The organism is Rhizobium rhododendri (assembly GCF_007000325.2).
Classification (GTDB): Bacteria; Pseudomonadota; Alphaproteobacteria; order Rhizobiales; family Rhizobiaceae; genus Rhizobium; species Rhizobium rhododendri.
Genome location: NZ_CP117267.1, coordinates 2116196 through 2136679, shown reverse-complemented (window position 1 = coordinate 2136679; position 20484 = coordinate 2116196). Strand labels below are relative to the sequence as shown.

Below are 20484 nucleotides of genomic sequence, written 5' to 3'. Positions count from 1 at the left end.
CTCGACAACTCCGCTTTCGATGCTTACCGTCTGCCTGACTTCATGAGGTGGTTCGATGGTATCCGATATCTATCCGCGCGATCTGATCGGCTATGGCCGGACAACGCCCGATCCGAAATGGCCGGGTGACGCGCGTATCGCGGTGCAGTTCGTCATCAACTACGAGGAAGGCGGCGAAAGCTCCATTCTCGACGGCGATCCGGCCTCGGAAAATCTTCTCTCGGAAATCGTCGGTGCGGCAGCCTGGCCCAACCAGCGCAATCTGAACATGGAATCGATCTACGAATACGGCTCGAGGGCCGGATTCTGGCGGCTGTGGCGGATGTTTACCGATCTCAACGTGCAGGCGACCGTTTACGGCGTGACGATGGCCATGGCGCGTAACCCGGAGGCCGTAGCAGCGATGAAGGAGGCGGGCTGGGAAATTGCCAGCCACGGCTACCGGTGGCTCGAATACAAGGATTTTCCGGAGGAGGTCGAGCGCAAGCATATCGTCGAGGCCGTGCGGTTGCATACGGAACTGACCGGCGAGCGGCCCTACGGGATGTACCAGGGCAAGCCGTCCGACAATACGCTGCGGCTGGCCATGGAGGAGGGCGGTTTTCTCTATTCCTCCGACAGCTATGCCGACGATCTGCCCTACTGGGTGAAGGGCATCGACCAGAAGCCCTTCCTCATCATCCCCTACACGCTCGATACCAACGACATGCGCTTTGCGACCCCGCAGGGCTTCAACTCGGGCGACCAGTTCTTTGCCTATCTGAAGGATGCCTTCGACACGCTCTATCAGGAGGGCAAGGCCGGCAGCGCAAAAATGCTCTCGGTCGGGCTTCACTGTCGCCTCGTCGGCCGTCCGGCGCGCGCAGCCGCCCTGAAGCGTTTCATCGAATATGTCCTCGGCCACGAGAAGGTCTGGATCCCGCAGCGCATCGAGATCGCCCGCCACTGGCACGCGCACCACCAGCCGGGAACGCTGTAGATGATCATGCGCTACGACTTCGTGACGCGCTTCGGCGGCGTTTTCGAGCATTCGCCCTACATCGCCGAGCGCGCCGTCGACGCCGGCATTATCAAGGAGCCGCTGACGGCGGTTGGCATCCACGGCGCCATGGTGTCGGTGTTTCGTGACGCGACCCATGCCGAACGTCTGACGGTGCTGCGCGCCCATCCCGATCTCGCGGGCAAGCTGGCCATTGCCGGCAAGCTGACGATGGAGAGCCGGCAGGAACAGGCGGGGGCGGGGCTCGACAGGCTGAGCCCGGAGGAACACGCCCGCTTTTCCGAACTGAACAAAGCCTACGTTTCGAAATTCGGCTTTCCCTTCATCATCGCCGTCAAAGGCCTGACCAAGGACGACATACTCGATGCGTTCGAGATGCGTATCAACAACGACCGCGACACGGAGTTCGCGACCGCTTGCGTGCAGGTGGAGAAGATTGCCCTGCTGCGCCTTAAAACCATGCTTCCGGAGACTTGAATGACCTACATCGACCTGCCCGACATGCCATCCTTCACCGAGGGTGCCATCAACCTTGCCTCCGCCCGCCTCGGTGCCAAGGGCATCGATGTCTCCGACGAATTCTTCGCGCCGCTCAGCCGCATGCTCCAGGACGAGCCGCCCCACTGGGATGCGCTGGCCTATGACGACAACGGCAAGTGGATGGATGGCTGGGAAAGCCGCCGCAAGCGCGTTGCCGGCCATGACTGGGCGATAATCCGCCTTGCCATGCCGGGCAAGATCTTCGGTTTCGACGTCGATACCGGCTACTTCACCGGCAACTATCCGCCCCATTGCTCGATCGAGGCAGCCTTCGTCGAGGCAGGCGAACCGGATGCAACGACCGCCTGGACGGAACTGCTGGCAAAGTCGCCGCTCGGCCCCAGCGCCCACCATTTCTTCGAGATAGACGACAAGCAGAAGGTCTGGACGCATCTGCGGCTGCACATCTATCCGGATGGCGGCATTGCCCGGCTGCGGGTCTATGGCACGGCCTATTTCGACTGGTCGAAGGTGGGTGCTTCCGAGGAAGTCGATCTTGCCTACGTCTTCCACGGTGCCAAGGCACTGGCCTGGTCCGACGCCCATTACGGCCATCCGGACAAGCTGCTCGGCCCGGGCCGCGGTCGCAATATGGGCGATGGCTGGGAAACCAAGCGTCGTCGCGGGCCTGGCCATGACTGGGCAATCATTCGCCTCGGCCATGCCGGAAGAATCCATCGCGCCATCGTCGATACGGCATTCTACAAGGGCAATTTCCCCGATACCTGCGAGATTCTTGGCGCCTATCTGCCCGACCTCGGCGATAGCCTGACGGAGGCCGATATCGCCGCCTCCGAACAGTGGAAGCCGCTCCTGCCACGCACCAAGCTGCAGATGGATCACATCCATCCGTTCGGCAACGAGGCACTGGCCGACATCGGCCCGGTCACCCACGTCAGGCTGGCGATGCACCCGGACGGCGGCATCATGCGGCTGCGGTTGTTTGGGACGAAGGCTTGAGTTTTTTTTCTTCTGCCTCGCTGCGGTATGGTTGCATCGTCAGGAGTGTTGTGGCGATGAAGCCATCGGAAGTGCTGGATAGAAACAGGCAGGCGATTCGTGACGTTGCGGAGCGCTTCAACGCGGCCAATCCGCGCGTCTTCGGCTCGGTAGCACGCGGCGAGGATCGTCCCGACAGCGACCTCGATATTCTGGTGGATGCGCTTCCGGGCAGCACTCTCCTATCTCTCGGAGGCCTTCAGGACGCACTCGAGCAAATGATGCTTGGTACTTCGGTGCATCTTTTGACGCCGGGTGATTTTCGGGAAAATGTCCGGATGCGGGTTCTCGCCGAAGCAAAACCGATATGAGCGAAGATCGCATCGCCCTGATGCTCGATCGGATGCGCGCGGCCGCATCAGACGCCAACCGGTTTGCACCCTATGGCGACGTCATCGCTGAATCCGGACGGCGGTATCATGCGGCTGCGGTTGTTTGGGACGAAGGCTTGATTGCCGCGCCTTTCGTTCCTCCGGATTGTTGCCTATAATGATGGCTTCAGGAGCTTGGACATGAAGCCATCGGATGCCCTTCGAGACAACAGACAAGTGATACGGGAAATCGTATCCAATCGTCGGCTGGCAAATCCGCGCGTCTACGGGTCCGTGCTGCGGGGTGAGGACAGGGCCGATAGCGATCTCGATATTCTTGTCGACGCGATGCCCGGTACGACATTGTTGACGCTTGGCGGCCTGCAGGGTGATCTGGAGGCTGCACTCGGTGTACGTGTCGACGTCAAGGTGCCGGGCGATTTTCCGCCCAGGATCAGGGATCGCATCATCGCCGAGGCGGTTGCCATATGAGCGATGACAGGCTCGCCACCTATCTGGATCGCATGCAGTCAGCCGCAACCAAGGCGTCAAAATATGCCGCCGACGTAGGGCACGATGCGTTTCTGCTGGACGAGAGAACCCAGGACGCGGTGGTGATGAATATCATGGCGATCGGCGAGTGCGTGGTTAAGATCATGGATGGCCATCCCGACTTTGTTGCCCAGCATAGCGACATCCCGTGGCGCGACATCCGGGATATGCGTAACCGCATTGCCCATCAGTATTTCCAGCTGGATCTGGATACCGTCTGGTACACCGCCGCAACCATGCTTCCCGAGTTGCTCGATCAATTGCAAGGCTTGCGCAACTGGCGTGCTCAAGGCGAATGATGACACTTTCCCGATCTCTCGATATTCGGCCTCTCACCCGATCCGCCTTTGCACCTTTTGGCGATGTCATCGAAGCCGATCCTGCCAGGATGCGCCTCATCAATGGCGGCACGACGGAGCGGTTCCATGCGCTTGCCACGGCGGAGGCCGAGGGGGATGGCGCGGTTGTCATCATCAGCCTGTTTCGGGGCCAGCCTCGTGCCTTTCCCTACGCAGTCGACATGATGGAGCGACATCCGTTCGGCAGCCAGAGCTTTTCGCCCCTGTCCGGCAGGCCATTCCTCGTGGTCGTTTCAGATGACGAGGGTGGGCGACCCGGCCGGCCGCGCGTGTTTCTCGCCCGAGGTGACCAAGGTGTGAACTACGCCAGAAATGTCTGGCATCATCCACTGATGACGCTCGGAGAGGCCAGCGATTTTCTCGTGGTCGACCGGGACGGGCCGGACAACAATCTGCAGGAATTCTTTTTCGAGACCCCCTATATCATCGGAGCACCGACGCCATGCCCGGACTGACGACCCACGTGCTCGACACGGCGCTCGGCAAGCCTGCAGAAGGCCTGTACATCGTTCTTTCCCGGATCGACGGGGAGGTGCGGACGGTCTTGAAGACGCTCGTCACCAACGCAGATGGCCGGGTCGATGGCGGACCGATGCTGGTTGGCGACAGTTTCGTAGCGGGCACCTACGAACTGCTGTTTCACGCCGGCGACTATCTGCGCGGCACGGGTTGCCAATTGCCCGAGCCTGCGTTTCTCGATGTCGTGCCGATCCGCTTCGGCATCGCCGATACGACTGCCCATTATCACGTGCCGCTGCTGATCTCGCCCTACGGCTATTCGACATATCGGGGAAGCTGAGAATGAGATTTGCCGCGATCGCCGATATCCACGGCAACTTCCTTGCGCTCGAGGCCGTGCTTGCCGACATCGCGGCATTGGGCATTTCCGATATCGTCAATCTCGGCGACTGCTTCAGCGGGCCGCTGGACGCCGGCAAGGTCGGCGACCTGCTGCTGGCGAGGCCCATGGTCACCGTGCGTGGCAATCACGATCGCTATCTGATCGACCGTGCCGTATCCGAGATGGAGATCTCCGACAGCGTCGCCTATCGCCAGATGTCGCCGGCCCATCTTGAGTGGATCCGGGCCCTGCCGACGAATCTACTCTATAAGGGCGAGGCCTATCTCTGCCATGCGACGCCCGAGGACGACAATCTATACTGGCTGGAGCAGGTGTCGCCGGATGGAAGGGTTTCCCTGAAGCCGATCGAGGCGATCGAAGCCCTGGCCGTCGATATCCCGCAGCCTCTTATACTTGCCGCGCACAGCCACATTCCGCGCATGGTGCGCCTGCCCGATGGTCGCCTGATCGTCAATCCCGGCAGTGTCGGCTGCCCGGCTTATGATGATGACGCGCCCTATCCGCACAAGGTGGAGGCCGGTCATCCGCTGGCGTCCTACGCGATCCTCGAAAAGCTGGAAACCGGCTGGACGGCGACCTTCCGCAATGTTGCCTACGATCACATGGCCGCTGCAGGGCTCGCGCTCGCCAACGGACGGCCGGACTGGGCGAGCGGCCTTGCCACGGGCTGGCTGAGGTAGCAGTTGGGCCGAAGCCTCAGATTTGCGACAACTCCGAGATGATCGACCTATCGACATCGTTGATGTCACGCTTGCCGCAGAGTGCCATGGTGACGTCCATTTCCTTGCGCAGGATGCTGAGAGCCAGTGTTACGCCTTCCTTGCCCATCGCCCCGAGGCCATAGAGGAAGGGGCGGCCGATATAGGTGCCCTTGGCGCCCAGTGCGACTGCCTTCAGCACGTCTTGGCCGGAGCGTATGCCGCTGTCGAGATGGACCTCGATCTTGTCGCCGACCGCATCGACGATCCGTCCCAGCATCGAGATCGACGAAGGAGCGCCATCGAGCTGGCGGCCTCCGTGGTTGGAGACGACGATGGCATCGGCACCGGTTTCTGCCGCAGCCCTTGCATCTTCGACGTCCAGGATGCCCTTGAGGATAAGCTTGCCGCCCCATTGCTTCTTGATCCAGGCGACATCGTCCCAGGAGAGCTTGGGGTCGAACTGTTCGGCCGTCCAGGATGACAGGGAGGAGAGGTCCGATACGTTCTTGGCGTGACCGACGATGTTGCCGAAGGAACGGCGCTTGGTGCCGGCCATGCGCAGGCACCACATCGGCCGCGTCGCCATCTGGTAGATGTGCTTCGGAGTGAATTTCGGCGGTGCGGACAGGCCGTTGCGCAGGTCCTTGTGGCGCTGGCCAAGGATCTGCAGGTCTGCCGTCAGCACCAGCGCCGAACAATTTGCGGCCTTGGCGCGGTTGATCAGGTTCATCACGAAGTCCTTGTCCCGCATCACGTAGAGCTGGAACCAGAAGGGCTTCGTCGTCACCGAGGCGACATCCTCGATCGAGCAGATGCTCATGGTCGACAGGGTGAAGGGCACGCCGAACTCTTCTGCGGCGCGCGCCGCCAGCATCTCGCCGTCCGCATGTTGCATGCCCGTCAGTCCGGTTGGCGCCAGTGCCACCGGCATCGACACCGTCTGTCCGACCATGGTCGTCTGCAGCGATCGGTTCGTCATGTCGACCAGAACCCGCTGACGCAGCTTGATCTTGTGGAAATCGCTCTCATTCGCGTCGTAGGTCGACTGCGTCCAGGCGCCGGAATCGGCATAGTCGAAAAACATCTTGGGAACGCGGCGCTTCGCCAGGGCCTTGAGATCGGCGATCGTGAGCGGTGTGGACATCAAAACTGCCTTCATGGGTAAAAGGTGGCTTCGCCTATGCATAATTCCGGCGATTTTGCTGGCCGAATTTCTTCCGCTGCGAGCGCCGGGTCAAGGGCAAATGCGAGCTTTGGTGCCGACTCCGGGGTTGTCTTCGAGAAAAGCAGTTTCCGCATGGGTAGTCCCTGTGAAAGCGGGCAAGGTCTGCCCGCTTTCATGTTTGGCTGGTGACGGCTCAGAACTCTTCCCAGGAGGCGTTCTCAGCGGCGGCCGATGCACGTCCGCCAAAGGCGCTGGCGACCTTGCGGCCCAAGGCTCGCGCGGGAGAGGGGGCGGGGCGGGATGAGGCGGAGACGCTGCGAACAGCAGGCTTGGCGCTGACAGCCTCGCCGCCGACATTGAAGCGGGCCAGGAGTTCGTTGAGCGATGCAGCCTCGCGGGCCAGGCTGTGGCTTGCGGCGGTCGATTGCTCGACCATGGCGGCATTTTGCTGCGTGCCCTGATCCATCGTGTTGACGGCGGTGTTGATTTCCTGAAGGCCGACGGATTGCTCACGGGTGGACTCGACCATCGCATGGATATGGCGATTGATCTCCTGAACTTCGGTCACGATGACCTCGAGCGCCTGACCCGTCTGGCCGACGAGTTGGACGCCGGAGCGAACGTGCTCGCCGGAAGCCGTGATAAGCGCCTTGATTTCCTTGGCGGCCTTGGCAGACCGCTGGGCCAGTTCGCGGACTTCCTGGGCAACGACGGCGAAGCCCTTGCCTGCTTCTCCGGCGCGGGCGGCTTCGACGCCGGCATTGAGGGCGAGAAGATTGGTCTGGAATGCGATCTCGTCGATTACGCCGATGATGTTGGAGATTTCCCCCGACGACCGTTCGATCTCGTTCATGGCGATTACCGCCTCCCGCACAACGGCACCGGATTTTTCCGCGCCGTCTCGGGCCTTTGATACAAGGTTTCCAACTTCCTCCGCGCGGCGGCTCGAATCCTTGACTGTGGTGGTGATTTCCTCGAGGGCTGCTGCAGTTTCCTCAACTGAGGCCGCCTGCTGCTCGGTTCGCTTCGACAGGTCATCGGCAGCGGAGCGGATTTCGTTGGCGCCGGCGTCAATTCCACGCGCATTCCGGCCGACGTCCTGCAATGCTTCCTGCAAGTTTGCGACCGAGCCGTTGAAATTGGCGCGAAGACCATCGAGGTGGCTGACGAACGGTGTTTCGATGCGATAGGCGACATCCCCGCTGGCCAACCGGTCCAGCCCTGCGCCCAGCTGATCGACGACGAACTGCACGTTGGCTGCTTCCTCCGCTTTTTGTGCCTCGCGTGCCATCCGCTCGCGCTCCGACATGCTGCGGTTGCTCTCTGCCTCGGCTTCAAGGCGAAGGCGCTCGATGGCATTGTCGCGGAACACGGAGACAGCCTCTGCCATCTGGCCCACTTCGTCGCGGCGATCCTGACCTTCGACCGGGGCCTCGGTATGCCCTTGGGCCAGCGACGTCATCCGGTCGCGCAGGCGAACGATCGGTGCTGTGATGCCTTTCGCGGCCACGAATAGAGCAGCCAGGATACCGAGCGCGAAAGTGATCCCGACAACGGTCAGGGACGTCAAGATCGTGTGGTTGGTCTGCTCCGTGAGCTCGTCGCTCTTGGCGCCGACCGCCGCAATAATTTCATCGTTGAGCGCTACTGTATCCATGGCAACGGGAGTGATCAGGCTGTCGGCCTTGCCCATGAGGGCCTTGGCTTCGTCGCTCTGGCCCGCCTGGCTCGCACGCACCGACGCGTCTGTCAGGGCAATGATTTCCTTGATCCTGACGATCAGCGCATCGACCTGCCGGGCGCGATCAGGAAGACTTGTCTTCACGAAATCCAGCTTCCCGAAAAGCTGCGACTTGCTGGTTTCGTAGAGGTTTACAGCCGCGCCGAAGGCTGGATCCTTCGCGGAGTAGGTAAGTGCCCGATAAGCATTGTAGGCGGTCGCACCCAGGTTGCGGTTTGCCCTTGCCATTTCGACGGACGCAACGTTGTCGGTCGCAATAAACTTGGAGTAATCCGTATCGGCGGCCTTATAGCGGCTTGCGACGAAAGCCGTTGCTCCAACGCCGACGATGCAAAGCGGGATAATCAGCGACAGGATCTTGGTGCGGATGCTGGCGTTCTTGAGAATTGACATTTGTCCTCGGAGGAGTGGGCGGGCAACGAATGGGACGCAAACGTCGGCAGCAGGAGGCGATGCCTCCCGCTCTTGACGAAGCGAGCAACTCGGGGGTCCGGCGAAATGATGAGTGAAATGGCAAGCGGCAGGTGCCATCATGGCGGCCGAAAACGATCCCTTGCCGCTGAGACCATTAGGTCAGCTGGCTTTAAATAAGGGTAAATGCTGACTTGCTTTATAAGAGCTTTTTTAAATTTGGTACCAAATAGTCACAGTGCTGTCTTTGACGCCACGCCGGCAACATAGGTCTCCGCAATGGCCCGGTCGTCGCCCATGGTCTGCAGGAGGAAAAGCTCCTCGACCAGGCTTTTCACCACCTCCATTTTCAACGCCATGGCAGGCGTAGCCGCTGCATCGAGAACCACGAGGTCGGCGTCGCTGCCGGGGTCGAGCGTGCCGATGCGGTCGGCAAGAGCAAGCGCCTCGGCGTTCCCAAGCGTCATGTGGTAGTAGCTCTCCAGCGGGTTCAGCCGTTCGCCAAGCAACTGCTGGATCTTGTAAGCCTCGTCCATGGTGCGCAGCATCGAGTAGCTCGATCCGCCGCCAATATCCGTGGCAACACCGATGCGAACCGGCTTTTCACGACGTGCCAACGCCTTCAGCGGAAACAGGCCCGAGCCGAGGAAGAGGTTGGACGTCGGGCAATGCACGGCGATCGCGCCGGCCTCGCTCATTGCATCCGCCTCGCGCTCCGAGAGATGGATGCAGTGACCGAACAGCGTCTTGTCGCCGAGCAGGCCGTAGCGGGCGTAGATGTCGGTATAGTCTAGCGCCTCGGGGTAGAGTTCTGCGGTGAACTTGATCTCGTCGTGGTTTTCCGACAGGTGGGTCTGGATGTGCAGCTCGGGGAATTCGCGGGCCAGAGCGCCTGCCGCCTCCATCTGCTGCGGTGTCGAGGTGATGGCGAAGCGCGGCGTGATGGCGACGTGGTTGCGACCCTTGCCGTGCCATTCGGCGATGACGGCGCGGGTCTCGTCATAGCCGAGCTGCGGCGTATCGAGCAGGCCCTGAGGGGCGTTACGGTCCATCATCACCTTGCCGCCGACCATGCGCATGTTGCGCCGAAGCGCCTCGCGGAAGAAAGCGTCGGCGGAGGTCTTGTGGACCGAGCAATAGGCAACGGCAGTGGTCGTGCCGTGGCGGATCAGTTCGTCGTACAGATGGGTGGCAATGCGCTCGGCATGGGCGCTTTCGACAAAACGGCATTCCTCGGGGAATGTGTAGGTGTTCAGCCATTCCAGCAGATTGGCGGCATAGGAGGCGATGACCTGCATTTGGGGAAAATGCAGGTGGGTGTCGATGAAGCCCGGCATGATCAGGTGTGGACGGTGGTCGATTTCGACCGCATCGACTGGAGCCTTGGCCTTGATCGCATCGTAGGGGCCGCGTGCGACGATCAGGCCGCCTTCGAGCAGCAGGCCGCCATCGCTTTCGTAGACGTAGCTTCCGGTGTCGGAGAGGTCGTGCGGCGCGCGGCTGAAGGAGAGAAGCCGGCCGCGCAGAAGTGTGGAGGTCATTGCGTCTTGCCTTGATTGACGGAGCTTTCGAACCAGGCGACCAGCACCTTGCGCTCCTCCGGCGTCACGTCGGTGACATTGCCCGGCGGCATGGCGTGGCTGCGGCCGGCCTGGATGTAGATTTCGCGGGCATGCATGGCGATCTCGCTATCGGTCTCGAACATCACGCCCTTCGGTGCCCGAACGATCCCCTCGTAGGCGGGTTCTGCCGCATGGCACATCGAACAGCGCGTCGTAACGATGGCCTTTGCCGCCGGGAAATGGGCGTCAGCGGCGAACTGCTGGAAGGCCGGCGCGACGGCTGCTGCGTCCTTATCGCCGGACAGGATCTTCGGCACCGTCGACAGCCACATGATGACGATGAAGAGGATGACGGTGACGAGCCATGTCCAGGTCGGACGGCCCTTGCGGGCGTGGGTGGTGTTGAACCAGTGGCGGATGGTGACGCCCATCAGGAACACTAGTGCGGCGATGATCCAGTTATAGGCCGTGCCGAAGGCCAGCGGATAGTGGTTCGACAGCATGAAGAAGATGACCGGCAAGGTCAGGTAGTTGTTGTGCAGCGAACGCTGCTTGGCGATGACGCCGTATTTCGCATCCGGCGTGCGGCCGGCGATGAGGTCGGCGACGACAACGCGCTGGTTGGGCATGATGATGAAGAAGACATTTGCCGACATGATCGTCGCCGTGAAGGCGCCGAGATGCAGGAAGGCCGCGCGGCCGGTAAAGAGGTGGGTGTAGCCCCAGGCCATGAAGACCAGCACGACGTAGAGCAGTCCCATCAGCACCCAGGTATTCTTGCCGAGCGGCGACTTGCAGAGCTGGTCGTAGACGATCCAGCCGACGGCGAGCGACGCAAGCGAGATCAGGATAGCGACGGGAGCGCTGACATCGAGGACATGCCGGTCGATCAGAAAGAGGTCGGCGCCGCCGTAATAGACGATCGCCAGCATGAGGAAGCCGGAGAGCCAGGTGAAATAGCTCTCATATTTGAACCAGGTGAGGTGTTCCGGCATGCTGGCCGGCGCCACCAGGTATTTCTGCACGTGATAGAAGCCGCCGCCGTGCACCTGCCATTCCTCGCCATAGGCGCCTGCAGGCAGATTGGCGTGCTTCACGAGGCCGAGATCCAGCGCGATGAAATAGAAGGACGAACCGATCCAGGCGATGGCGGTGATGACGTGAAACCAGCGGGCCGCAAAGGCCAGCCATTCCCACGCGATGGCGTATTCGTACATATTCGTCCCCTGTCGCAGTCGCCCCACATTGGAAAATTTTCAGCGCGGAGGGAAGGGGAAGGCGGCGAATACCATGCTGTTTGTTGCGCCTGCGAACACGCGGCGGGAAGATGTGACGGTTCGGTTACAGTTGCAGGTGAGACGCGTGCCGAGCGATTGCCGATGGCGCCTGCCTTTCATGCGGTCGTGCCGTGAATTGCGGTCATCAGCCAGTTTCGGAAGGCTCTGATTTTCGGCGTGTTGCGCCGGCTTTCGGGATAGGCCAGCCAGTAATCGTGGCCATCGTCGCAAACCAGCGGAAAGGGCTGCAGCAGCCGTCCGGAGGCCAGATCGTCCCGGTAGAATTCGGGTGTCAGGATAGCCACCCCCTGGCCTGCAATTGCGGCGCTCGCCTCGAACGACTGCGCGCCCAGCCGGCTGCGGGGCCGGCTTTCCAGGTCAGGGTTTTCTACGCCCGCCGCCTTGAACCAGATAACCCACCAGGGATCGCCGGCATCGATGATCCTGAGCTTCAGCAGGTCTTCTGGCGCATGGATCCCGCCAATGTCCTCCGCAAGGCGTGGGCTGAGCATCGGGGTAAAATCGACCTTGATGAGCCGGTTGGCAGCAAGACCCTGCCAATTTCCGCCACCGCTTCGGATGGCAACGTCCGCAGTTTCGCGGCTGAAATCGATGAGGTCATCCGAGGTCTTAAGCCGAACGGCGATTGTTGGATGAAGAATTTGAAACGAGCCCAGATTGCGCGCGAGCCATTGCGACGCAAATGTCGGCGTCGAGTGAATGATCAGCGTCTCCTCGGCAGCCTCCCTCACGGACGCCATCGCCTCGTTCAATATCCCGAAGGCCTCGGTCACCTTTGGCAGCAGCCTTAGCCCGGTTTCGGTGAGGCTGATCTGCCGTGGTCGGCGCAGGAACAGGGCCTCGCCGATATTCTCCTCGAGCAGCTTGATCTGGTAGCTGACGGCCGTCTGCGTCATGCCGATCTCTTCGCCCGCCTTCGTGAAGCTGCCCAGCCGCGCCACCGCTTCGAACACGCGCAGCGCATTGAGGGGAAACTGCCTCGATAACTTCATGGATCAGTTCTCTTTATGCATGCAGACGGTTGTTCGATTGGAACTGCAGCATTTTCGGCGGCACACTGCAATCCCTGAGATCAATTAAACAAAGGTGAAGTCATGGCCTGCAATGCAGTCTCGCCGCTTGGAATGGCAAGACGGAGGATATCAATTCGTGGAAAATTGCTGCACTTTTTTACCAGACTGTTGCCTGCTGGCGGGAAGCTAGACCTCGATGCCACGCCGGACCGCGTCAAGCGCGATCTCGGTTTCCTCGACGGTCGCGATCCCCGCTATCGGGACCCATGGCTGCGGTAAGAGGTGAGCGCGGTCAGGATTTCGGCTGCGGTCATGGCGGCGATGACTTCGGGGCGTTTGTCCTTGACGGTGGCGCCGCCGATGGGCAGCGTCAGGCGCCCGAGCGAGGACTTGTCGCCGCCTTCGCGTGCCAGCCAATGGGCAAAGGTGGCGCGCTTGGTGGCCGATCCGATCATTCCCACATAGGCCAGATCGCTTCGTGCCAGAGCCTCCCGGGCGATCAGGAAATCGAGCGCGTGGTCATGCGTGAGGATCAGCACCACGCTGCCGGGTGGAAGCTCAGCAACTAGCGCCTCCGGCATGGCGAGCAGCCGTGTCGCGGTGCCATCGGGCAGCTCATCCAGTTCTTCCCTGCGGGTCTCGACGACGAGGGTTGCGACCGGCAACGGTTTCAGCGCCGCCGTCAGCGCCCGCCCGACATGGCCGGCGCCGAAAAGCGTCACTTGCGGGAAGGCTTCCGCCTCCCTATCCAGCCGCCTGTGGAGGTCCGCGATCGTCTCTGCACTGGCGAGACGGCAGCGCAACTGCGTCCGGCCACCGCAGCACTGACCGATCTCAGGGCCAAGCGGAATATCCATCACCTCGATGCCACCGCCGCCGAGCATCGCCCGCGCATTGGCAATCGCCAGAAACTCAAACTGCCCACCACCGATGGTGCCCCAGATGTCGTGTTGCGAAACCAGCATGAACGTGCCCGTCTCGCGCGGAACAGACCCTTGCGTGCCGGTGATCTCAATGAGGACGGCAGCGGGATTTTGCGCGAGGAAGGCGGCAAGGGAGGGGATCATGGCCTGGCCTCCGGATAGACGGAGAGCATCAAGGAAGTCCCCCCGGTCTCCCTCATTCCTGTGCCAGTCACAGCAATCCAGTGCGCCCAAGTCTTTGGGCGCGGGGGGCTTATCGTGGCCCGGAAGAGCATCCCCTCACGGCGCAGACGCGCCATGGCTGGATTCCTGTGACGAGCACAGGAATGAGTGAAGAGGTGAGTGTGCCGTAGATTTATCGGTGTGATGCGCAAGCGGCGGATCTGGACAATAAGTGCAATGCGGCCGTCCCCGGCGTACAAGGAGAGAGGGGAACAAGCGCCTCCCACTACCCTCATTCCTGTGCCTGTCACAGGAATCCAGTGCGCCCAAGTCTTTGGGCGCGAAAGATCTTCTGTTGCTAGTGGAAGCGTGCCCTCACGGCGCAGACGCGCCGTGGCTGGATTCCTGTTGCCAGCACAGGAATGAGGGGAGGTGTTGATTTGCCGAGGGTTTTTCGGTGCGGCTTCGGCTTCCCGGCACGGTTGTTGCGGTCCGGGGCGGGATATCGGCAAGTCGTTCGTCCTCATCGGCCTTTCAGCCGCTCTACGGCCATCAGCACCCGCTCGGGCGTAGCGGGAGCGTCGAGTCTGGGGCAGAGGCGGTAGTCGGCGACGCTGGCGATGGCCATGGAGAGGGCTTCGAGCACGGAAACGCCGAGCACGAAGGGGGGTTCGCCGACGGCTTTTGAGCGGCCGATGGTCGGCTCGCTATTTTCCGACCATTCGGCGAGCTTGACGTTGAAGATTTTCGGCCGGTCGGACGCGAGCGGGATCTTGTAGGTCGAGGGCGCGTGGGTGCGCAGGCGGCCCTTGGCGTCCCACCATAACTCTTCCGTTGTCAGCCAGCCCATGCCCTGCACGAAGGCGCCTTCGATCTGGCCGATGTCGATGGCCGGGTTCAGCGACCTGCCGACATCGTGGAGGATGTCGGTGCGGTCGATCAGATATTCGCCGGTCAGCGTGTCGATGGAGACTTCCGAGCAGGCGGCACCATAGGAGAAATAGTAGAACGGCGTGCCACGCCCTGCCTTGCGGTCCCAGTGGATTTTCGGTGTCTTGTAGAAGCCGGCGGCGGAAAGCTGGACGCGGGCGAAATAGGCCTGGTTGATGAGATCGGGGAAGGGGATCTCGATCTCGCCGACCCGAACCCGGTTCGGCAGGAATATGACGTCTGCCGGCTCGACATTCCACTTAGCGGCAGCAAAGGCGACCAGCCGCTCCTTGATCTGCCGGGCTGCATCATAGGCCGCCATGCCGTTGAGGTCGGAACCGGAAGAGGCGGCCGTGGCCGAAGTGTTCGGCACCTTGGCCGTTGTCGTCGCGGTGATCTTTACCCGCTCGATGTCGACCTGGAAGGCCTCGGCCAGCACCTGGGCCACCTTGGTATAGAGGCCCTGGCCCATCTCGGTGCCGCCGTGGTTCAGGTGGATCGAGCCATCCTGATAGACATGCACGAGCGCACCGGCTTGGTTGAACGCGGTCATCGTGAAGGAAATCCCGAATTTCACCGGCGTCAGCGCGATGCCCTTGCGGATGTAGCGGCTGCTGCGGTTGAATTCGACGATCGCCTGGCGACGGCCCCGGTAGTCGGCGGAGGCTTCGAGTTCGTCGACGAGACGGCCGATGATGTTGTCCTCGACCTCCTGGTGATAGGGGGTCAGCGTCCGGCCGGAGCCTGGCTGACCGTAGAAATTCAGCTTGCGGATATCCAGTGGATCCTTGCCAACAGCATAGGCGATCTCCTCGATGACGCGCTCGGCGCCGACGATGCCCTGCGGCCCGCCGAACCCGCGAAAGGCGGTGTTCGAGACGGTGTGGGTCTTCAGCGGCTTTGAGACCAGATGGACGTGCGGGTAGAAATAGCTGGAATCGGCATGGAAGAGAGCACGGTCGGTGACCGGGCCGGAGAGATCGGAGGAGAAGCCACAGCGCGCCGCAAAGGTGGCGTCGAGCGCGTGGATGCGGCCGTCTTCGTCGAAGCCGACCTCGTAATCGACCAGGAAATCGTGGCGCTTGCCGGTGGCGATCATGTCCTCGTCGCGGTCTGGGCGGAACTTGACGGCGCGGTTGAGTTTTTTCGCGGCGATGGCGGCGAGCGCTGCAAACTGGTTGCCTTGAGTCTCCTTACCGCCGAAGCCGCCGCCCATGCGGCGAACGTTGACGGTCACGGCGTTGGACGGAATGTTGAGGACGTGGCCGACGATATGCTGGATTTCGCTCGGATGCTGGGTCGAGGACCAGACGGTCACCTCGTCGTCCTCGCCGGGGATAGCCATAGCGATATGGCTTTCGAGATAGAAATGCTCCTGGCCACCGATCCGCATCTGGCCCTTCAGCCGCTGCGGTGCCTTTGCCATCTCGGTCTCGGGTTCGCCGCGCTTGAGGGTCATCGGCTCGTAGACGACGGGGCCGCCGTTGGCCAGCGCGCCATCGATGTCGCTCCAGTGCGGCAGGTCGCGATAGTCGATCTTGGCCAGCCGTGCGGCGCGGCGCGCAATCTCGCGCGTCGTGGCGATGACGGCGAAGATTGGCTGGCCGTGGAACTCGACCTTTGTTTCGGCGAGCAGCGGCTCGTCGTGCTTGCCGTTCGAACTGACGTCGTTAATCCCAGGCACGTCGGCGCCGGTCATCACCCAGATCACGCCGGGGACGGCGGCAACGGCGGAAAGGTCGATGCCCTCGATCTCCGCATGGGCCCGGTCGGACAGGCCCAGCGCCCCGTGCAGGAGGTTGGCGGGCTCCGGAATGTCGTCGATGTAGTCGGCAGCGCCGGTGACATGCTTGTGAGCCGAATCATGCTTCAGCGACGCGTGCATGGCGCCGTTGATGATCTTGCGCTTCTCGAATGTGGATTTGTCCATCACGCCATCTCCTCGAAGCGCCTGAGTTCCTGCGGTTCGCCCGTGGTCTCAAGATAAAAGCGCAGCAGCAGGTTCTTGGCCGTCAGCTGTCGGTATTCGGCGGTGGCGCGCCAGTCGGTCAAGGGCTGGAAGTCGGCATCGAAGGCGGGACGCGCCGCCTCGACGGTGGCCTCGGTCCAGGGTTTGCCGATCAGTTCGGCCTCGACGGTGCGGGCCCGCTTCGGCGTTCCGGCCATGCCGCCAAAGGTGATGCGGATGTCGTGAACGTCGTTGTTAGCGTCCAGCGTCAGGTAGAAGGCACCGAGCACGGCGGTGATGTCCTCGTCGCGGCGCTTGGTGATCTTGTAGACGGCGAATTTGGCATCGTCGGCCGGGTAGGGCACGAAGATGCTCTCGACGAACTCGTCCGGATGCCTGTCCTGCTTGCCGTAGGCGATGAAGAAGTCTTCCAGTCGCAACTGGCGGGTTCCTGCAGCGGAGCGCAGCTTGACGGTGGCGCCGAGAGCGATCAGCGGCGGCGGGCTGTCGCCGATCGGCGAGCCGTTGGCGATGTTGCCGCCGATGGTGCCCATATTGCGCACCTGGTCGCCACCGATACGGTCGATCAGCCGGCCGAGTGTCGGTACGCGGGAGGCGATAGTCTCGAAGGCGCGCGTATAGGTGACGCCGGCGCCGATTGTAAAGCCGCCGTCACCTGAGGTGATCGACTGCATTTCGGTGAGATGATTGATGAAGACCACCGGGTTCAGTACCCGCATCTGCTTGGTGACCCAAAGGCCGACATCGGTGGAGCCGGCAACCACGGTGGCATCCGGCTCCTGTGCCAGGATGCGGGCGAGATCGTCCATGGAGCCGGGGACGATCACGCGCTCATCGCCCGAAGATACGGTGATCGTCTCGCGGCTCTGCAGCGCCCAGAGCCGTGCCATGATGTCGGCTCGGGTCTTTTGCAAAGGATCGAACAGCGCGCTCGGGCGCAGCAGGCTCACCTGTTCGGCCGCCTTGACGATCGGCTCGTAGCCGGTGCAACGACAGAGATTGCCCTGCAAGGCCTTCTCGATGGCGGCGCGGCCTGGCTTTTCGTTGGCGAGCCAGAGGCCGTAGAGCGACATCACGAAACCGGGGGTGCAGAAACCGCATTGCGAGCCGTGACAGTCGACCATCGCCTGCTGGACGGGATGCAGCGTCCCGTCGCGGGCGGCCAGATGCTCGATAGTGACGACATGGGTGCCGTGCAGCGAGCCGACAAAGCGGATGCAGGCGTTGACCGATTCGTAATGCAGCCCGCCGTCGATCAGCCTCCCGACCAGAACCGTGCAGGCACCGCAGTCGCCCTCGGCGCATCCTTCTTTGGTGCCGGTCATGTGCCTGCCGATGCGCAGGAAATCCAGCAGGGTCTCCGTCGGCCGCAGGCTCGACAGGGCGATGTCCTCGCCATTCAGGATGAACCGGATCGTGTCGTTCATGGAGCCTCTTGCCGTTTGTCATAAACTTTCAACCTGCCATGGTTAGGCTGCAGTCCATCCTCCGTCAATCGAGACGTGCGTTCCCGTGACCTGGCGCGCCTCGTCGCTGGCCAGATAGAGCGTCAAAGCGGCAATTTCCTCTGCCTTTACGAACTCGCGCGTCGGTTGGGCCTTGAGCAGCACCTCGGTCTTCACCTGTTCTTCCGTCATGCCGCGCGCCTTTGCCGTGTCGGGGATCTGGCTCGCCACCAGCGGGGTGAGCACGTAGCCGGGACAGATCGCATTCACCGTCACCCCGAATTCGGCCAGTTCCAGCGCCGCCGTCTTGGTGAGGCCGAGGATGCCGTGCTTGGCGGCGACATAGGCGCTTTTGAAAGGCGAGGCGACCAGCGCATGGGCGGAGGCAATGTTGACGATCCGGCCGTAGCGCCTGGCCTTCATGAAGGGAATTGCCGCCCTGATGGTGTGGAAGGCGCTGGAAAGGTTGATGGCGATGATCCGGTCCCATTGGTCGATCGGGAAGTCCTCGATCGGGGCGACATGCTGGATGCCGGCATTGTTGACCAGCACGTCGATCCCGCCAAAGGCTGCCGCAGCGGTGGCGATCAGGTCGGCGATTTCGGCAGGCTTCGTCATATCGGCCGGATGATAAAGGACACTGCCGCCGGAGACCTCGAGGCTGGCGCGGATGGCCTCGATCTCGTCAGCTTCGCCGAAGCCGTTGATGACGACATTGTCGCCCCTGCCGGCAAAGGCGCTGGCGATGGCAAGGCCTATGCCGCTGGTGGAACCGGTGACGACGACTGTTCTGGCCATGCTCTGCTCTCTGTCCGCGCGTTGCTACTTTAATTTGAGGTTAGTCCCAAAGTCCTGCAACTGACAACCTGCCGCCGGCGGCAATAATTTTACCATTTGCTTTCTGTTCAGACGGGCGAGCCTGTCCTATTGGTGTCGTCTCGGGAGAAGGACGGACATCATATGAGCGGCTATATTCTGGCAATCGACCAGGGAACAACCTCGGCGCGGGCGATCATCTTCGATGACAAGATGAAGGTGGCAGGCGTCGGACAGATGGAGTTCCCGCAGATCTATCCGCAATCCGGCTGGGTGGAGCACGATCCGGAGGATATCTGGCAGAGCGTGCTTTCGACTGTGCGCGATGCCATCGCCGCTGCCGGCATCGAGGCCGGGCAGATCGCCGCGATCGGCATTACCAACCAGCGCGAGACGGTTGTCGTCTGGGAGCGCGACACCGGCAAGCCGATCCAGAACGCCATCGTCTGGCAGGACAGGCGGACGGCGGCCTATTGCGACAAGCTGAAACGCCAGGACCTGGAAAAACTGTTCACGAAGCGCACCGGCCTGCTGCTCGATCCGTATTTTTCGGGGACCAAGCTTTCCTGGATGCTGGCCAATGTCAAAGGCGCCCGTGCGCGGGCGGCAAGGGGCGAACTCTGCTTCGGAACGATCGACACGTTCCTGATCTGGCGACTGACCGGGGGCAAAAATTTCGTCACCGACGCCACCAATGCGTCTCGGACCCTTATGTTCAACATTGCCGACAACGAGTGGGACGAGGAGCTGCTCGACATCCTGCGCGTGCCAGCGGCGATGCTGCCCGAAGTCAAGGATTGCGCCGCCGATTTCGGCGTCACCGATCCCGACATCTTCGGCGCGGCGGTCCCCATTCTTGGCGTTGCCGGCGACCAGCATGCGGCCATGATCGGGCAAGCCTGCTTCGAGCCCGGCATGATGAAATCGACCTATGGCACCGGATGCTTCGCCTTGCTCAACACCGGCTCGGACAGGGTGCGCTCGAAGAACCGGCTGCTCACCACCATCGCCTACCGTCTCGATGGCAAGACCACCTATGCGCTCGAAGGCTCGATCTTCATCGCAGGGGCTGCGGTGCAGTGGCTGCGGGACGGCATGGGCCTGATCGGCTCGGCCGAGGAATCGGGCAGGTTGGCGGCCAAGGCCGATCCCGGACAGGATATCTACCTCGTGCCGGCCTTTACCGGGCTCGGGGCGCCGCACTGGGATGCCCATGCACGCGGCGCGATATTCGGGCTGACGCGTAACACGGGCCCTGCGGAATTTGCCCATGCGGCATTGGAAGCAGTCTGCTACCAGACACGCGACCTGCTCGACGCCATGCACAAGGACTGGAAGAAGCGCGCGGACGAGACGGTGCTCAGGGTCGATGGCGGCATGGTCGCTTCCGACTGGACCATGCAGCGGCTGGCCGATCTGCTCGACGCGCCGGTAGATCGCCCGACGATTCTCGAGACGACGGCTCTCGGGGCCGCGTGGCTTGCCGGCAGCCGCGCCGGCGTCTGGCCACAGCGCGAGGCCTTCGCCAAGGCCTGGGCCGTCGACCGGCAATTCGTGCCCGAAATGGACGAGGCGACGCGCGCGGTCAAGCTCAAGGGCTGGAAGGACGCTGTGCGGCGCACCCTGAGCGGCGGGTAGTCAGGCCGGAATCTCCGGCCCGAAGGATCTGAAAAACCGAATCGTATTAATCGCTTGCGTCACTCGGCGGGAAGGCTGATTCAACTG

Annotated in this window: 21 protein-coding genes; 12 read left to right on the top strand and 9 right to left on the bottom strand. The window is 62.1% G+C overall.

Annotated elements, in window-relative coordinates:
• Window positions 1-55: 55 nt before the first annotated feature.
• From puuE to PR018_RS10375, 10 genes are read left to right on the top strand one after another with little or no spacing between them, the layout of a single operon-like run.
• Window positions 56-979 (top strand): allantoinase PuuE, encoded by a 924-nt coding sequence (gene puuE / locus PR018_RS10420; RefSeq protein ID WP_142823430.1) that lies wholly within the window; start codon window positions 56-58, stop codon window positions 977-979.
• On the top strand, window positions 980-1477 hold the full coding sequence (uraD, locus tag PR018_RS10415; RefSeq protein ID WP_142823429.1) for a 2-oxo-4-hydroxy-4-carboxy-5-ureidoimidazoline decarboxylase: 498 nt from the start codon (window positions 980-982) through the stop codon (window positions 1475-1477).
• Entirely contained in the window at window positions 1478-2500 is a 1023-nt protein-coding gene (gene alc / locus PR018_RS10410; RefSeq protein WP_142823428.1) for an allantoicase, read from the top strand.
• Between the two features lie 56 nt (window positions 2501-2556).
• Complete coding sequence (locus tag PR018_RS10405) at window positions 2557-2850, top strand: nucleotidyltransferase family protein (RefSeq protein ID WP_142829260.1); 294 nt, start codon at window positions 2557-2559, stop codon at window positions 2848-2850.
• The gene (locus PR018_RS10400; RefSeq protein WP_142823426.1) at window positions 2847-3029 is read left to right on the top strand and encodes a hypothetical protein; all 183 of its coding nucleotides are present in this window, start codon (window positions 2847-2849) and stop codon (window positions 3027-3029) included. Before PR018_RS10405 ends, PR018_RS10400 begins: the two co-directional genes overlap by 4 nt.
• A gap of 22 nt (window positions 3030-3051) precedes the next feature.
• Window positions 3052-3342, top strand: a complete 291-nt coding sequence (locus tag PR018_RS10395) for a nucleotidyltransferase family protein (RefSeq protein WP_142823425.1) — start codon at window positions 3052-3054, stop codon at window positions 3340-3342.
• The gene (locus PR018_RS10390; RefSeq protein ID WP_142823424.1) at window positions 3339-3701 is read left to right on the top strand and encodes a HepT-like ribonuclease domain-containing protein; all 363 of its coding nucleotides are present in this window, start codon (window positions 3339-3341) and stop codon (window positions 3699-3701) included. Before PR018_RS10395 ends, PR018_RS10390 begins: the two co-directional genes overlap by 4 nt.
• The gene (locus PR018_RS10385; RefSeq protein ID WP_142829262.1) at window positions 3701-4216 is read left to right on the top strand and encodes an ureidoglycolate lyase; all 516 of its coding nucleotides are present in this window, start codon (window positions 3701-3703) and stop codon (window positions 4214-4216) included. The genes PR018_RS10390 and PR018_RS10385 overlap by 1 nt, the downstream gene beginning before the upstream one ends.
• A complete protein-coding gene (uraH, locus tag PR018_RS10380) occupies window positions 4204-4560 on the top strand; it encodes a hydroxyisourate hydrolase (RefSeq protein WP_142829264.1) in 357 nt (118 codons plus the stop codon). The genes PR018_RS10385 and uraH overlap by 13 nt, the downstream gene beginning before the upstream one ends.
• A 2-nt stretch (window positions 4561-4562) precedes the next feature.
• On the top strand, window positions 4563-5303 hold the full coding sequence (locus tag PR018_RS10375; RefSeq protein WP_142823421.1) for a metallophosphoesterase family protein: 741 nt from the start codon (window positions 4563-4565) through the stop codon (window positions 5301-5303).
• A 16-nt stretch (window positions 5304-5319) separates the two neighbouring features.
• On the opposite strand, the gene PR018_RS10370 is transcribed toward PR018_RS10375, so the two are convergent.
• The 5 genes from PR018_RS10370 to PR018_RS10350 all read right to left on the bottom strand — a co-directional run bounded on the left by PR018_RS10370 (window position 5320) and on the right by PR018_RS10350 (window position 12493).
• On the bottom strand, window positions 5320-6468 hold the full coding sequence (locus PR018_RS10370) for an alpha-hydroxy acid oxidase (protein WP_142823420.1): 1149 nt from the start codon (window positions 6466-6468) through the stop codon (window positions 5320-5322).
• A 214-nt stretch (window positions 6469-6682) separates the two neighbouring features.
• Window positions 6683-8623 carry a methyl-accepting chemotaxis protein gene (locus tag PR018_RS10365; protein WP_142823419.1) on the bottom strand — a complete coding sequence of 647 codons (1941 nt, stop codon included), beginning with the start codon at window positions 8621-8623 and terminating at the stop codon, window positions 6683-6685.
• 251 nt (window positions 8624-8874) lie between these two features.
• Window positions 8875-10182, bottom strand: a complete 1308-nt coding sequence (gene guaD, locus PR018_RS10360) for a guanine deaminase (protein WP_142823418.1) — start codon at window positions 10180-10182, stop codon at window positions 8875-8877.
• Window positions 10179-11420 carry a urate hydroxylase PuuD gene (locus tag PR018_RS10355; protein ID WP_142823417.1) on the bottom strand — a complete coding sequence of 414 codons (1242 nt, stop codon included), beginning with the start codon at window positions 11418-11420 and terminating at the stop codon, window positions 10179-10181. Before PR018_RS10355 ends, guaD begins: the two co-directional genes overlap by 4 nt.
• A 176-nt stretch (window positions 11421-11596) precedes the next feature.
• Window positions 11597-12493, bottom strand: coding sequence for a LysR substrate-binding domain-containing protein (locus PR018_RS10350; RefSeq protein ID WP_142823416.1), 897 nt, complete (start codon window positions 12491-12493; stop codon window positions 11597-11599).
• 102 nt (window positions 12494-12595) lie between these two features.
• Here PR018_RS10350 and PR018_RS10345 point away from each other — a divergent pair, with 102 nt between their 5' ends.
• Complete coding sequence (locus PR018_RS10345) at window positions 12596-12793, top strand: hypothetical protein (RefSeq protein ID WP_142823415.1); 198 nt, start codon at window positions 12596-12598, stop codon at window positions 12791-12793.
• Here PR018_RS10345 and xdhC read toward each other — a convergent pair.
• The 4 genes from xdhC to PR018_RS10325 all read right to left on the bottom strand — a co-directional run bounded on the left by xdhC (window position 12769) and on the right by PR018_RS10325 (window position 18741).
• A complete protein-coding gene (gene xdhC / locus PR018_RS10340) occupies window positions 12769-13578 on the bottom strand; it encodes a xanthine dehydrogenase accessory protein XdhC (protein WP_374113749.1) in 810 nt (269 codons plus the stop codon). The genes PR018_RS10345 and xdhC overlap by 25 nt on opposite strands.
• 544 nt (window positions 13579-14122) lie before the next feature.
• Window positions 14123-16459: a xanthine dehydrogenase molybdopterin binding subunit gene (xdhB, locus tag PR018_RS10335; RefSeq protein ID WP_142823413.1), complete on the bottom strand. Its 2337-nt coding sequence runs from the start codon at window positions 16457-16459 to the stop codon at window positions 14123-14125.
• Window positions 16459-17925 (bottom strand): xanthine dehydrogenase small subunit, encoded by a 1467-nt coding sequence (gene xdhA, locus PR018_RS10330; RefSeq protein ID WP_142823412.1) that lies wholly within the window; start codon window positions 17923-17925, stop codon window positions 16459-16461. Before xdhA ends, xdhB begins: the two co-directional genes overlap by 1 nt.
• Window positions 17926-17967: 42 nt before the next feature.
• A complete protein-coding gene (locus PR018_RS10325) occupies window positions 17968-18741 on the bottom strand; it encodes a 3-hydroxybutyrate dehydrogenase (protein ID WP_142823411.1) in 774 nt (257 codons plus the stop codon).
• Window positions 18742-18903: 162 nt separating this feature from the next.
• Between PR018_RS10325 and glpK the strand changes: the two genes are divergently transcribed.
• Window positions 18904-20397 (top strand): glycerol kinase GlpK, encoded by a 1494-nt coding sequence (glpK, locus tag PR018_RS10320; RefSeq protein ID WP_142823410.1) that lies wholly within the window; start codon window positions 18904-18906, stop codon window positions 20395-20397.
• Window positions 20398-20484: the final 87 nt, after the last annotated feature.